General features: G+C 51.9%; 10 protein-coding genes. 7 read left to right on the top strand and 3 right to left on the bottom strand.

All coding sequences use genetic code 11. The features are described 5' to 3' along the window. Positions 1-64: 64 nt before the first annotated feature. The 3 genes from K3T83_RS05265 to K3T83_RS05255 all read right to left on the bottom strand — a co-directional run bounded on the left by K3T83_RS05265 (position 65) and on the right by K3T83_RS05255 (position 6,077). Positions 65-2,083, bottom strand: a complete 2,019-nt coding sequence (locus tag K3T83_RS05265) for a serine/threonine protein kinase (RefSeq protein WP_220201926.1) — start codon at positions 2,081-2,083, stop codon at positions 65-67. A 436-nt stretch (positions 2,084-2,519) separates the two neighbouring features. Then, complete coding sequence (locus tag K3T83_RS05260) at positions 2,520-4,397, bottom strand: serine/threonine-protein kinase (protein WP_220201925.1); 1,878 nt, start codon at positions 4,395-4,397, stop codon at positions 2,520-2,522. Positions 4,398-4,595: 198 nt separating this feature from the next. Beyond that, entirely contained in the window at positions 4,596-6,077 is a 1,482-nt protein-coding gene (locus K3T83_RS05255; protein WP_220201924.1) for a cation diffusion facilitator family transporter, read from the bottom strand. 656 nt (positions 6,078-6,733) lie between these two features. Between K3T83_RS05255 and argC the strand changes: the two genes are divergently transcribed. The 7 genes from argC to hisI all read left to right on the top strand — a co-directional run bounded on the left by argC (position 6,734) and on the right by hisI (position 14,445). Beyond that, positions 6,734-7,828, top strand: a complete 1,095-nt coding sequence (gene argC, locus K3T83_RS05250; protein WP_373324465.1) for an N-acetyl-gamma-glutamyl-phosphate reductase — start codon at positions 6,734-6,736, stop codon at positions 7,826-7,828. Between the two features lie 70 nt (positions 7,829-7,898). Then, positions 7,899-8,771, top strand: coding sequence for an acetylglutamate kinase (argB, locus tag K3T83_RS05245; protein WP_220201922.1), 873 nt, complete (start codon positions 7,899-7,901; stop codon positions 8,769-8,771). Between the two features lie 234 nt (positions 8,772-9,005). Continuing rightward, entirely contained in the window at positions 9,006-11,342 is a 2,337-nt protein-coding gene (locus tag K3T83_RS05240) for an HAD family hydrolase (protein WP_220201921.1), read from the top strand. Beyond that, complete coding sequence (gene hisH / locus K3T83_RS05235; RefSeq protein ID WP_220201920.1) at positions 11,339-11,947, top strand: imidazole glycerol phosphate synthase subunit HisH; 609 nt, start codon at positions 11,339-11,341, stop codon at positions 11,945-11,947. Before K3T83_RS05240 ends, hisH begins: the two co-directional genes overlap by 4 nt. 6 nt (positions 11,948-11,953) lie before the next feature. After that, on the top strand, positions 11,954-12,670 hold the full coding sequence (gene hisA / locus K3T83_RS05230) for a 1-(5-phosphoribosyl)-5-[(5-phosphoribosylamino)methylideneamino]imidazole-4-carboxamide isomerase (protein WP_220201919.1): 717 nt from the start codon (positions 11,954-11,956) through the stop codon (positions 12,668-12,670). 15 nt (positions 12,671-12,685) lie between these two features. Then, positions 12,686-13,456, top strand: a complete 771-nt coding sequence (hisF, locus tag K3T83_RS05225) for an imidazole glycerol phosphate synthase subunit HisF (RefSeq protein WP_220201918.1) — start codon at positions 12,686-12,688, stop codon at positions 13,454-13,456. Beyond that, a complete protein-coding gene (gene hisI / locus K3T83_RS05220) occupies positions 13,456-14,445 on the top strand; it encodes a phosphoribosyl-AMP cyclohydrolase (RefSeq protein WP_268963517.1) in 990 nt (329 codons plus the stop codon). Before hisF ends, hisI begins: the two co-directional genes overlap by 1 nt. Positions 14,446-14,481: the final 36 nt, after the last annotated feature.

Here is a 14,481-nt window from a genome sequence, read left to right as displayed (position 1 = left end):
TGCTGAAAGATTATGGCCAGCTACTTGTAGGCTGATAAGATAGAGATTGCCTTGTCCTGAGCCATCAGGACAAGGCATAAATGGCAACATTTTTGACCGAGACCTGTGAGCCGGATTCAACCCCCAGACCAAAACCTCCACTGGTATAGTTTCCACTTTGTGCTGCACCATCAGCGATTGGCCCGCCGTTCGTATAGAGCTGATAGGTATCTCCCTGGATTTTGAGGTTAATGGTTACGATACCATGAGCCGAACCCTTTTGTAGATTGCTACCATACAGACTGGTTGTGGCCCCATTTTTGTATTCTTCAAAGTGAAAGGTACCTGCTGTTGGATCAATCTGGCAGCGGTCCCAGCCAGCTTGTGATCCAGGTTGATTGAAGAAGTAAATGTTGAATGGGCCGTGTGAAGTAGATGTATCGATCTGGATCTGGACGATGTAGTTTCCTGGCAATGGTTGATTTTGTGGCAGTGTATCCATATAGATGCCAGCAGCATTCGACCCGGTATTGTTGGTTAATACGGTGCTGCTTGCTCCGCAGGTAACAGTGATGCCTCCATTACTTCGCCATTTCCCGCCTCGTGCATCGCATGGCGTTCCTGGCAGGTCTGTACCATAGAGGCGTGGACCGGCAGTGATCTTTGCAGCGGGCAAGTTGAGCGGTTTCGATGCCTGTTGTGTGGATTTCGCCTGGGTGGTTGCCGTTGCAGCCGGAGTTGGCTGTTTTGTATTCGGTTGATTGGACCTGAAATAGGTGAGATATCCGGTAAAGAGGCCAACAACAACCAGAAGCGTTAGCACACTTCCTAGCATCATCATCGAAATCGATTGGCAGCCACGCGCCGGTTGAGCGCGACCCGGCTGTTGAGGCCGCATGCTCGTTGGCTTTATTCGCACCTGCGGCTCTTTAAGGGGAGCTGGTCCATTGGCTGCTTTAGCTTCATCAGCGAGGATCACTGTTGGAATAGCCTCTTCTGATGAATCTGGCGGTATAACACTTGGACCTTTCTCTGTTGGCGACCCGTGAAAATTACGCTTTTTTCCTTTCGTTGGATCGGTAGGAGGGGCTGGTGGTATGAGCTGCGCCGCCTCCGTTGGAGCGTTGTGCATCATCACGTCCGGGGCCGGCTCGTTGCCGGGCCGCGCCAATGGCTCTGAGCGCACGATGGGGGTTTTGACCGATAGGTGGAATGGGGCAGGTGCGTTCGGACCATAGACGGCTTTACGCAGTGCTTCGGCCAACTCTCCGGCGCTGTTGTAACGATCTTCAGGCTCTTTAGCAAGCGCTTTCATTACCACTGCTTCGATTTCAGGTGGTATCATTGGATTCAATTCTGTAAGCGAAGGTGGCTCTTCCAGCGCGTGTTTAATCGCCACTGCAACGGGGGAGGTTCCGGTAAATGGCACATGTCCGCTGAGCATTTGAAAGAGAACGATGCCCAGTGAATAGATATCGCTGCGATGATCAATGGGTCTGCCTGTTCCCTGTTCGGGAGAGAGATATTCTGGTGTGCCAACAATGGTCCCGGTGCTGGTAAGATCTGATGGTCCTGATTGAGCCGGATCTTTAAGATCTCGTAGTACTTTGGCGAGACCAAAATCAGCCAGTAGTAGTCTGCCGTCAGCGTGAAGAAGCATGTTCCCTGGTTTGAGATCACGATGAATAATACCCTGTGCATGAGCGGTATCGAGGGCTGCCGCGGCCTGCTCGATAATTTGAACTACTTCATCCAGGGGAAGCATGCCACGTTGTTCCAGCACTTCACGGAGCGTACCACCATTCACATAGGGCATGACGAGATAGGCTATATCTCCCTGTTCGCCATACTCGTAAATTGGCATGATATTGACATGATCCAGCGCTGCAATTGCGTCTGCCTCGCGTCGAAAGCGAGCCAGAAATTCCGCACGGGACTTTTTTTCCAGCACGTTGCCGGGCATCAATACCTTGACTGCTACTGTTCGTCTGGGTCGTGATTGTTGCGCTAGATACACTGCACCCATACCACCACGTCCTAGAAGACGTTGGAGCGTACATGTTCCGAGCGCTTGACCTAGTAATTCATTGTAATCAGTGATCACGCTCGTTGATCCTCTCGCGAAAAATAAAATTATTGCTATGAGTCATTTTCTCAATCAACCAGTTTACAACTGTCTTTCATTCTTTGTGTTCATGTCAGTCGCTACCATCCCAAACTATAACATGGGGAGGGGCTTCCTGTCTTTATGTGTAGTGCCTATAGTATCTCATACTAGCGCAGCTTTTGTTTGCCAGGAGCAAATCAGCAGTGAGATAGTACTGTAGTATGCTAGAGAAGCAGGCATCTTTGGTGTTTTTCATCCCTTCTGTTAAAAACGTATAGGAATTGGTAGATGTTGCTTTCGTAGCCCCTCTAGTAGTGTACTCATTTTTGGCATTGTCTGTCTACTCCTGTTAAGAATGACTTAGGAATATTTCTACATTTTTCTGGTTTTTCTCGCCATCTCTATCGTACTCTAGCGTTAAATAGGCGATGAATCAAGATTCAGGGGTATAAAGTGCAAAGTTGCTGACAACGACCCTGACCCCCTGATCGACGGCGATGCCAGCGGTGCCGTTGCTGTAACTGGTGTCGCTAATTTTACCCAGCATGGTCCCGTTGGCGTAAAAAGTAAATTGTTGCCCATTAACGATGACAGCCAAAGTTATTGGTGCATATGCATCACCAAAATTTCCACCCGTCAGCTTTGTCGGGTTTCCGGTTGTGTTATCATACACGTTGGCGCTCCAGGTGCGATCAGGATGAATTAAAAATGTGTAGACACCCTGTTGCTTGCCTGGTTGATTGCGAAAATAGATGCCAAAATCGCCCTGTGAGTACTGCTCCTGTTGCAATTGTACCTGAACCACATAGTTCGCAGGATATGCCTGGTCTGGTAGCTGAGTGAAAAATGTTCCCTGGAGGCTAGCCGTTTGTGCCGTGCTGCTGATTCTCGCGGCGTTGCCCAGGCAGCCAATTTGAACTCCATTGTAATCATTCCACATTCCGCCGTGAGTATCGCAGTGTTGTCCGGGGCTGTTTGTGGAGTATAACAGCGTTCCTACTGGAAACGTGGCTGGTGGAGTTGTCGCGGCACTGGTTGGTTGCCCCGTTGTTGTTCCTGTTTTCGCGGTTGGCGTTCCCTTTTTGGCAGTTGTTGCAGAAGGGGTAGGTGTTATGCTGGCTGAGGAACGATTGAGGTGCAAGCCAATGAGTATACCGCCTACAAACAGTACAAGGATAAGGAGTATCCCGATAAAGATCCACCAGGGAGGCCGCTGGCCTGATGTGGGATGAGGCGTAGGCGATGGATAAACGGGCGTTGTATAGGTTTGTGCCTGTGCTGCTTTGTTTCTCATTCCATTATCAGGAAAAGATTGCATGACTGGTGGAGGGGGAGGGATGAGGGCAGCGGGTGTTTCGCCTGCGCGAATGGTGCTATCTACCAGCGGTGCGGAGAGCTGGGTTGGCGGGATGCTCTGTTCCAGGTCTTCCTCTGATTGTTTGACTATTGATGTTGCGGCTGCCTGATGTAAAGCCCGGGCCAACTCTTGAGCAGAAGCATAACGCTTCTCTCGCTGTTTTGCCGTTGCTTTTTGGATGACAGTATCGACCTCTGTTGGAATAGATGGGTTGACCGGATGCAGTAAAGGAAGCGGGTCTTGTAGATGTTTGATGGCAACGGCGTAGGGTGTGTTGCCAGTGAACGGTGCATGTCCGCTGAGCAACTGGAAAAGCACGATACCCAGTTCATAAATATCGGCGCGATAATCAATCACTTCCCCGCGCGCCATCTCCGGGGCCATATATTCCGGGGTGCCGACCATCGAGCCGGTAGCAGTTAATGTCTGGAAGGCATTGATATCATTATCAAGAATGCGTGCGATGCCAAAATCGGCCAGGACCAGTCTACCATCAGCGTGTAAGAGAAAGTTGGCTGGTTTCAAATCGCGGTGAATCACACCGTGTTTATGGGCGTAGTCGAGAGCGGATGCCGCCTGGTCGATATAGGAGATGACCTCTGATAAAGGAAGCCGCCCACGATGAGCAAGGACATCACGTAAACTACCCCCCGTGAGGTAGGGCATCACCAGATATGCCAGTCCATCCTGTTCGCCATATTCGTAGATCGGCATGATATGAATATGTTCAAGACGCGCAATTACGTCTGCTTCACGCCGAAAACGGGCCAGAAATTCCTGATAAATTTCGCTGCTAGGCGCAAACTGTGGCAACATAATCTTGACAGCAACACGCCGCGCTGGACGTGTTTGCTGGGCCAGATAGACAACCCCCATGCCCCCATGCCCTAGCAAGCGTTCGAGGACGCATGTACCTAGCGTTTTTCCTGTCAAATCACCAGTATTGCTCGTCATAATTTCTCTCACTAGCGTTATATTTTAACTCTTCCTTAATAAGGAAAGAGGAGGTAGGGTCTAGATGGCAACAATGAAGAGCGATATACAATTATCCTGTTTCTTCCTTGATAAATTTTGTTTTTTATAGCATTCTGTAATTGCTGCTAAAACTCAAGACGGATTTCTAGTATCTTTGGTTGCTGTTCTATGATTCTGTCATGCTTCCGGCGGTTCTGTATGGATGATGACGGAGCCGAGATCAGGATAGTGCTGGCGGAGCGCACGCTTGATCTCCTCTGCATGAGCATGCACCTGACTGAGAGGCGCATGTGCTGCAAAGGTCGTATGCAACACCAGATCGAGTTCGGGCGCAGTCTTTGTATTGCTGGAGCGATATCCTTTGAGGTCGGGCGTAACAGGTTTGGAGCAATAGAGATGGATTTCGTGAGCGCTATTGCTTCCTGCAATGCTATTGGCGATGTGGCAGATGTTCGCCGCCATTTCTGGATATTGCTGAGTAACATCCTGGCGATGCACAACTCCATTGGTAGGTGCTTCCAGATGTGTTGTGACGCGACGAAGGAGATTGTTGCTCTGGAGAATGGCTTGCTCCAGACGGGTTGCAACCGCATGTGCTTCGTCGAGATCCATGTCGGATTGTACCTCCACATCGAAATCGGCCTCCAATTTGCCATTCACTTCGCGTACATGGATATCGTGGGCATGAATACCCTGTAGCTCTGCCAGGTAATGGATTTGATCCGTCACCGTTTCGGTAGAGGTTGTTGTTGGCTCGACGTGAACCACCACGTCGAAATCTCCCTGTGGCGAAATGGCGCGTCCACCATCTATGGCTGCCTGTTCGACGCGCTCGGTGAGTGTGTGCGTCTGCTCAAATGAGAGTGTACGAGGAGCTGCAATGATGATATCAGCGAAGATTTTATTGCCAGCGCGCCGAGTGCGTACTCGTCGAACCTCGATTACATGTTCGACTTGCTGAACATGTTCCTGGATGTTTTCGGCCAGTTTTTCTGGAGCGCGATCTATCAGTGCATCGATTGTTTCACGCGCCAGACTGATGCTGACCCAGATAACGATGCCAGAAACGCCCAGCGCCGCGACCGCATCTGCCTGTCCCAGCCACGAGGGGAGGTGAAAACGTTCGGTGAGATAGACGACCAGCAGCCCTAGCACGACAACCACAGAACTCCAGATATCGGTGCTGAAGTGAAGGGCGTCCGCCTCTAATGCCTGGCTTCCCAATTTGCGTGCTATCCGCAAAAGCGCACGAGAGCGTGTGTAATCGACACCAATCGAGATCAGCATCACCAGGAATGCCCAGAAGCTAATATCGAGATGGGCCTCATGGTGCAGCAGGCGTTGGACCGCTTCGTAAATGATCCAGATGGCTGTGATCACAAGGAGCGCCGCCTCAAGAAAGGCGGAGAGGTTTTCAATTTTACTGTGACCGTAGTTGTGAGTGGCGTCGGCAGGACGATCAGCGACGCGCACGGCAAGAAATGTCATTAAGGCAGCGACCAGATCCAGCCCTGAATGTGCTGCTTCGGCGAATATTCCCAGGCTGCCCGTGAAAATGGCAACCACAATTTTCAAGGTTGTCAGGCCGATTGCCGCTCCCACTGATGAGAGAGCAACGACCATTTTTTCGCGATGTGCCGCATCTGTTGTGTGTGGCATAGAATGAGATGGCCTCCCGACCCGTCAATACTCTAACTGTGCAGTTCTTTACCTCTATGATAACGGTTCCCATTGTACGCGATGTAGCGATTCAGGACAAGGTGGAAAATCTTCTCGTGTCAATAATTGCCGATGAGCCAGGAATATTTTCGCTGCTAAAACGGCCATATAGTCATTTTCGCTATATTTTTCCGGTGCTAACCCTCAAAGTTCTAATTGACATTGTGCGTATTTGTTGTTATCCTTATAAAAAATGATAGAAGACTGACCCGCGTTGACCGGATATAGTACGGGGTAAGTGTCCAACAGAGATCCGATGGATGGTGAGAGTTCGGAACGGATGCACTGCCTCAGAACCCTTTCGCGAGCGGCTGGCCGAAGAAAGCCTCCCGACCCATGATACGAGAAAACACATGGAGGCAAGTAGGATCAGGTGGGTGGCTCCCATGCAGCAGTATAGCCACTAAAAGTGGTCTTTCCACCTTCGCTACAATGTGGTAGGGTTGTGGGTCGCCAATGGTGCGATCTGTGGGGGAGAGAAAGACAAGCCGGGTGGTACCACGGGAGCAAGAAATTTCCAGGCTCTCGTCCCTTGAAAATGATAAAGAAGAGGGATGAGGGCTTTTTTGTTGTTGTCAAATTGCTATCTGAGGGGGTTGGTTATGATACGTGTCTCGATTATCGGTGTGACAAGTTATACCGGGCTAGAACTGCTGCGCATGCTTGCTCTGCATCCTGAGTTCGTTGTCACTTCTGTCACCGCGCGTAGTGCCGTTGGAAAGCGATTAGACGAAGTGTTTCCACAACTTGCTGCTGTGGGCTATCCAGGGAGACAGGACAGACCGGCTGTAGATCCTGCGCTGATCGTGACTGAGGAGCCGGAACAGAGCGATCTCGCCTTTGTTTGCCTGCCTCATGCCGCAGCCGCGGAGTCGGTGCTCAAACTGCTGGAGCGTGGTGTCAAAGTGGTTGATCTATCGGCGGATTTTCGCCTGCGCGATGTTCATGTCTATGAAGAGTGGTATAAACATACACATCCCGCCCCCGCGCTGCTGGAAACCGCCGTTTATGGCCTGTGCGAACGATATCGCGAACGCCTTCACGACACCTCTCTGGTTGCGAACCCTGGCTGTCATGTTACCGCTGCGGTGCTTGGTTTGATCCCAGCTTTCGCCAACAATCTGATCGAGCCGGACGTAATTGTTGATTCAAAGACGGGCATCAGCGGCGCGGGACGCTCTCTCGCGTTGCAAAATCATTTTGCCGAAGCCAATGAGGGTGCTGACGCGTATGGATTGAGTGGACATCGGCATATGCCTGAGATCAAGCAAGAATTAGAGGCGGCAGCGTCCGATGCAGGGTATCCAATTCCCAACGGATTGCGTATAACATTTGTTCCTCACCGCATTCCTATGACGCGGGGAATTTTGTCAACAAGTTATACCAATTTGCGCATCAATGCTGATGGTCGTGCTCCCACAACTGATGAGGTGCGAGCCATCTATAAACAATATTACGCTGGTGAGCCATTTGTGCATGTGGCCAATCAACCACCGCAGACCAAATGGACCTATGCTAGCAATCACTGTTTTGTTTATCCAATTGTTGATACACGTACAAATCGTCTGATAGTCGTTTCCTGTTTAGATAACCTGGTCAAGGGTGCCGCAGGGCAGGCAATACAATGTGCAAATCTCGTCTATGGATTCCCTGAGACGATGGGAATCGCAGGGGTAGGGGTTAATCCGTAGTCGTTATAGTGTGAAGAACTCTTTCATTGCCCATCCTTTGCGGCAAGAAGTGAGGAGGATTTTTTCAAGAATGGCAATTACTTTTTCGCGGACACCGGAGGGCGACATTATTAGCGATCATCATTTGATTGCCCAGGTATTGAGCGAGGCCCTGACATATATTGATTTTTTGAAGGGCAAGACGCTTGTGATCAAATTGGGTGGCAGCACCCTGGAACATCAACGTGGAGTACTTCAGGATATTGTCTGGTTGCATGCATTGGGAGCGCAACCGGTGCTGGTGCATGGTGGTGGACCATATATTAATGAATGGCTCACAAAGTTAAATTTGCCCACACGTTTTGAGAATGGGTTGCGCGTGACCGATGCCCAGACGTTAGAGGTGGTGCGGATGGTGTTGCTGGGTCAGGTCAATCAGGGGCTGGTCTTGATGGCATCGCAGGTTGGTGGAAAAGCGGTTGGTCTCAGCGGGACCGATGGTGGCATGGTACGAGCGCATATTGCTGATGAGCGGTTGGGTTTTGTGGGTGAGATTGATGAAGTTGATCCTGCACCAGTGCAGGCGATCATCAACGAGGGTTTTATCCCGATTGTTGCTCCGCTCGCTCAGGGTCCAGACGGCACCTGCTTGAATATCAACGCCGATCTGGTGGCCTCGCATCTGTCGGGAGCCTTAAATGCTGAAAAGCTCATCTTCTTGAGCAATGTAGCGGGAATTTGTCGTTCGGATGGTTCGTTGATCTCCGAACTGAGCGAGGTCGATGCCCGTAAATTGATCGAAGAGGGAGTCATCAGCGGCGGTATGATCCCGAAAGTGACGGCCTGCCTTGATGCGTTGGCGGCTGTGTCGCGTGTGCATATTGTGGACGGTCGGGAAGATCATGTGTTGTTGCGCGAGCTATTCACTGATCAGGGCGCAGGCACGATGATTGTGCGTTCGTGATCATCGCGAACAGAAGCTTTTGGTGGAGAACGGTTCGGAGGTTGTTGCCATAACACCGGTTGGCATGGTGACGTGTGGGTGATAGACTATAAATGATATCACCAACGTTGGTGCATGATGAGAAAATATCGCTGTATTGCGTAATGTCGGTGCCACGCGTATGCGTGGCATCGTGCGTGCGTGCCGTTTTGCTGACGAAGCGGCCAGCGATTGAGAATGAATGAAGAGACAACGTTGAGTAATCTGGTTATTTTTGATCTGGATGGTGTTATCACCAGTGAAGAGGCGTATTGGGATACGGCAGGATTGGTGCTGCACGAGTTGTTGTATAGCCCGTTGTACTGGAATGTCGGCGCGGCAAACAGTGCATATCATCCCGTGCAGACCGCCGAAGAGAGCCGCCGGGTGAGTCGTGAGACGCTGCCAGAGCCGTTGATTGTGGGATTGAAGGCGCGCGCTGTCAATTCCAATTGGGATACCTGCTACGCAGGCTTTTGTCTTTACCTCATAGAATTATTGTCCCTCGTACCCGAACCAGCCTCGCTCTTTCCATTGCAGCCGGAAGACAAGGACTGGATTTCTGCATTCCGTCAACAATTGGCTTATATCGATCCTGCCAGGGTAAGTGTTGCTTCCCTCCAACCGCTAGATGCTCCAACATTGCGGGGTTCTCGTGGAATTGAGTTGTTGCATTGCCTCAATGCGCTGGCAAGCGAAGTGTTGGGCAGGCCGGTTGACGACGTTTTCGCCCGCTACAGCCCATCCTGGAAATTTTGTCAGCGGCTCTTTCAAGAGTGGTATCTGGGCGAACAACTCTATACGCAAGAATATGGTCAGCCTCCCGCTCAACCTGGGAAGCCCGGTTGTATCCTCTTTGAACAGCCTTTGTTGCCATTAGAGCAGATTCGGACCTCTTTAGAAGCGTTGCAAGCGCAGGGATACATGCTGGGTGTGGCAACGGGCAGACCGGGGCAGGAAGCCATTCTCCCCCTGAAAAACTACGGCTTGCTACACTATTTCGCCGAACGGCATATCGTCACCGACGCCGAGGTTGCACGGGCCGAGGCCAGGATGCGCGAGCGGGGAATGCCGATGTCGTTGGTCAAGCCGCATCCATTCCCTTTTCTGGCCGCCGCCGATCCAACTTACGAGCCGGACCAGCCTTTGCCACCGCGAGGGAGCTTTGTGGTAGTAGGTGATACGACGAGCGATGTGCAGGGGGCGCACGCAGCCGGGGCGCTGGTGGTTGCCGTGCTCACTGGAGCGCGTACTGCTGAAGCTCGTACTATGTTGGAACAAAGTCAGCCAGACTTTACGATTGCCGATATGACCAGGGTTCCGGCAATCATGGAGCAGATCGATGATCTGGCAACGATTCAGCGCCTCCAATTTACTGAGCGACACAAAGCTGAACTGTTGTTGCAGCGCTGGTTTGCCTTGCATATGAATTTGCAGACAGATAGCGTTACTCTCACGCCCAAGCCGGTCTCTCTCAACTCTTTCAATGGCATCTATCGTCTTGGCACTGAAGAGTATTTCTTCAAAACCCATGTCGAAGAGCAGGGCGTGCTGGAAGAATATTACAATGCCGAACTGTTGCATAAGGCAGGTTATAATGTTGTACTGCCTTTGCGTACGGTGCATGAAAAGGGTCAACAGATGGTCATCTATCCGGTGATTCGCTGGCCGGTGATGTTTGATCTGATGCGCGAAGTCGAAACGGGCAATACCGAGCATGCAACTGTAGAGGTTCTGGCGGCGGCGGAAAAGCGTGAATGTGAGCGGTTGTTACATATCTATCAAACGGGACTGGCAGCCAGTAGTGCCGAGGAGCATGCTCAGGCTCCGATCCACCAGTTGTTCTGGCATCGGCTGACTGGGGGGCGTCTCAACCATTTTTATGAGGGGAAAAGCGTTCTGTTGCCGGGTACAACCGACACGTGGTTTTCGTTTGAGGAGATCAAGCGTTTTCGGTGGCGCATCAACGGTGTTTTGCAGCGCTATACACTCGGCGAATTGATCGAACGGGCAAAGCAGGTGCTTGATCCAGCGCAGGCAACAATGACGATAGTAGGGCATGGCGATGCTCATTTTGGCAACGTTTTTTTAGAGCAACAACAGAACTATCTTTATTTTGATCCAGCGTTTGCTGGTCGTCATTCGCCGCTGCTGGATATCGTGAAGCCGCTCTTTCACAATGTCTTTGCGTCCTGGATGTATTTCCCTTACGCCATTGAACCTGACTGTCTGCTAGAGGTGGCAATACAGCGACAGGAGCAGATCATTGATGTGCGTTACCCATTTCAGTTGCCAGCAGTGCGAGGGGCGATTCTTCAAACAAAGGAGCACTATCTGTTGAAGCCGCTGCTCTCCTGGCTGGATTCGATAGGCGCGCTTCCTGAGAACTGGCTGGACGTGTTACAATCGGCGCTGCTCTGCTGTCCATTGCTGACGGTGAATCTCTTTGATCTTCAGCGTATGCCTGCACTCATTAGCTGGTTGGGCCTGACGTACGCAGTACACATGGGAAATAACGGCGTAACATCCTGGAAAATCGGAGAAAACCTATGATTGCCATTATTGATTACAGGGCCGGAAATATTCGTAGCATTGCCAAAGCACTGGAGCAGGTGGGCGCGCGCGTTCAGGTAACTGATGATCCCGCTGTGGTGGCTGAGTCGCGAGCGGTTGTGTTGCCCGGCGTCGGGTCCGGCGGCTCCGCAATGGCCCGTATTACCGAGTGCGGGTTAGATGATGCCATTCGTGAGGCGACCGATCAGGGGAAGCCGTTTCTGGGGATTTGTCTGGGCATGCAGCTATTAGCCGATCATCATGCGGAGGGAGAGACTGACGGTCTGCATCTTTTCCGGGGAGCAGTGCGGCGCATTCCACATGGTCCCAAGATCCCGCACATGGGTTGGAATCAGGTACAACAGTTGCATTCAGACCTGCCCATCTTTGCAAATATCCCGCAAAATGCCTACTTCTACTTTGCACATTCGTATTATGTAGAACCGCAGGATCAAAGCGGTGTGGCGGCACTGACGGATTATGGGTCTCCTTATTGTAGCGTAATTGCGACGGAACAGGTATGGGGGACGCAGTTCCACCCGGAGAAGAGCGGAGATGTTGGCCTTCAGTTGCTCAAGAATTTCGTTCGCTGGGTCAAGGGGTAAAAAGAGATGATAGTTTTTCCGGCTATTGATATTAAAGATGGTCATTGTGTTCGGCTCTATCAGGGCGATTATGGTAAAGTCACCACGTATGATACCGATCCCGTTCAGGTTGCATTACGCTGGCAGGAGGCGGGCGCGAGCTGGCTGCATATCGTCGATCTGGATGGTGCCGCGCAGGGGAAGCCGGTCAATGTAGAGTTAATTGCACGTATCCGCGCTGCGACCAAAATGCATATCGAGGTGGGAGGCGGGATGCGCTCTCTTGAGCATATTCAGCGCATTCTGGGCCTGGGTATAGATCGCGTCATCCTGGGTACGGTTGCGATTACTGACCGCACATTACTTTCCCAGGCACTAGCTGCGTGGGGCGAGCGCATTGTCGTTGGCATCGATGCTCGCAGTGGCCTGGTCTCCATCTCTGGCTGGCATGAGACATCGCAGGTCAAGGCAACTACGCTGGCCGCTGAACTGGAGCAGGCCGGTGTGCAACGCTTTGTGTACACTGATATTGCCCGCGATGGGGTGCTGATGGGACCGAATCTCGATGCGTTGCGCGAGATGCAACGGGCCACGTCTCGTCCCTTGATTGCAGCTGGTGGAGTGAGTGCATTGCATGATTTGCAGGCTCTTGCCGCATTGGGCGTGGAGGGCGCGATTGTTGGGAAAGCGATTTATACTGGCGATGTAGATCTAGCCGCAGCGATCAGTGCTGTCGAAGCATAAAAGGGGCATGCGACAATGCTAACCAAACGTATTATTCCCTGCCTGGATGTTGCGAAAGGGCGCGTCGTCAAAGGCATAAACTTTCTCAATTTGCGCGATGCAGGCGATCCGGTCGAGCTGGCCTCGTACTACAATACAGAGGGCGCTGACGAGGTTGTCTTTCTTGATATTACAGCTTCCTATGAAAATCGCGCCACGATGCTGGATGTGGTGCGGCGTACGGCAGAGCAGGTCTTTATCCCTGTGACGGTTGGTGGTGGTATTCGCACTGTCGAGGATATTCGGGCGACACTTGGTGCCGGCGCTGATAAAACGTCGCTCAATACCGCTGCGGTACAGAATCCCGATCTGTTGCGAGCAGGAGCCGAACAGTTTGGTGCGCAATGCATTGTGCTGGCAATCGATGCGCGCTCCAACGCAGCGATGCCCAGCGGCTACGAGGTATTTGTACATGGTGGTCGCACGCCGACCGGGATAGATGTGTTAGAATGGGCGCAAAGAGGTGTTGAACTCGGGGCCGGAGAGATTTTGCTCACCAGCATGGATCGCGATGGTACAAAGCAGGGTTATGATCTGACCCTGAATGCAAAGGTTGCGGCGGCTGTTTCTGTTCCGGTAATTGCCTCAGGCGGTGTTGGCACGCTTGAAGATCTCTATGATGGCCTGACCGTTGGGAACGCTGATGCTGTACTGGCAGCCTCTATCTTCCATTTTGGCGAGTTCCGCGTTTGTGATGTGAAGCAATATCTGCACTCTAAGGGAGTGGTGGTGCGCCCTGTTTCGTGATGCATGAAAGGGAGAAAGTTATGGAAGCAACACTGACGTTTGACAGCCAGGGATTGGTGCCTGTGGTGATTCAGGATGATGCAACGGGCGAGGTGTTGATGGTGGCCTTTATGAACGAAGAGGCTTTACGGCTCACCCGCGAAACCGGTCAGACGCACTTTTTCAGTCGGTCCCGTCAATCTATCTGGCATAAGGGCGAGCAATCAGGCAATGTACAGGAGGTGCGCGGTATTTTTGTGAATTGCGAGCAAAATAGCCTGCTGGTGCGGGTTGTGCAGTATGGTGGTGCTGCTTGCCACGATGGATATCGCAGTTGCTACTATCGCAGCCTTCAGCCTGATGATACATTGCAGGTCGTTGCGGAGCGCGTGTTTGATCCGGCGGCCGTCTATGGCACGACAGAGCAGAAGGAGACGAGCAGCGACGATAGCCTCCTGCATATCGATCTGGCCGCTTTGCCAGCCGAGCCTGTGCAGCAGCTAGAGGCGAAGTTACGCCAGCTCTACGGCGTCTACCTCTATTTACGTGACCATGATATGAGTGAGGAATCGAACACATCGCGTCTGTTGCAAGAGCGGAGTCAGGGCTATCTCGCATCACGGCTTGGCGATGAGTTGCAGGAGTTAGCGGACGTACAGAGCGGCGTGCATGTCCACACGGGACGGGCGGCTGATACAGTGCTTGAGGGGAGTCAGGTTGGGTATTGGCTATTATTGCTGGCGGCGACCTGTAATGTTCCCTATAACGAGTTTATTCCTCATGCTGCTCTGCTTAGCGGTTATTACCAACCGTTCAGCGAGGGCAAAGCGATAGAGGCGCGTGAGGAATGCTCGCGCCTGGCATCTGGAGAGCAGCCCGCTCATATTGCACAGGGATTACAATTGGGTTTTGCGTTGATAGGTTGGGCGTGCGCGGAGGCAAAAGTAGATCCTCTAGAACCAGCTGAGTACGATCTAAACCAGATGCGGCGCAAGGGATTGGTGAAATAGTAGTAGGCGAGGTTTTGGCAAGCGTGGACTGAAAGG

The organism is Reticulibacter mediterranei, from assembly GCF_016587455.1.
The sequence above is the reverse complement of the archived record's forward strand: the minus strand, read 5'-3'. Positions and strand labels throughout refer to the sequence as shown.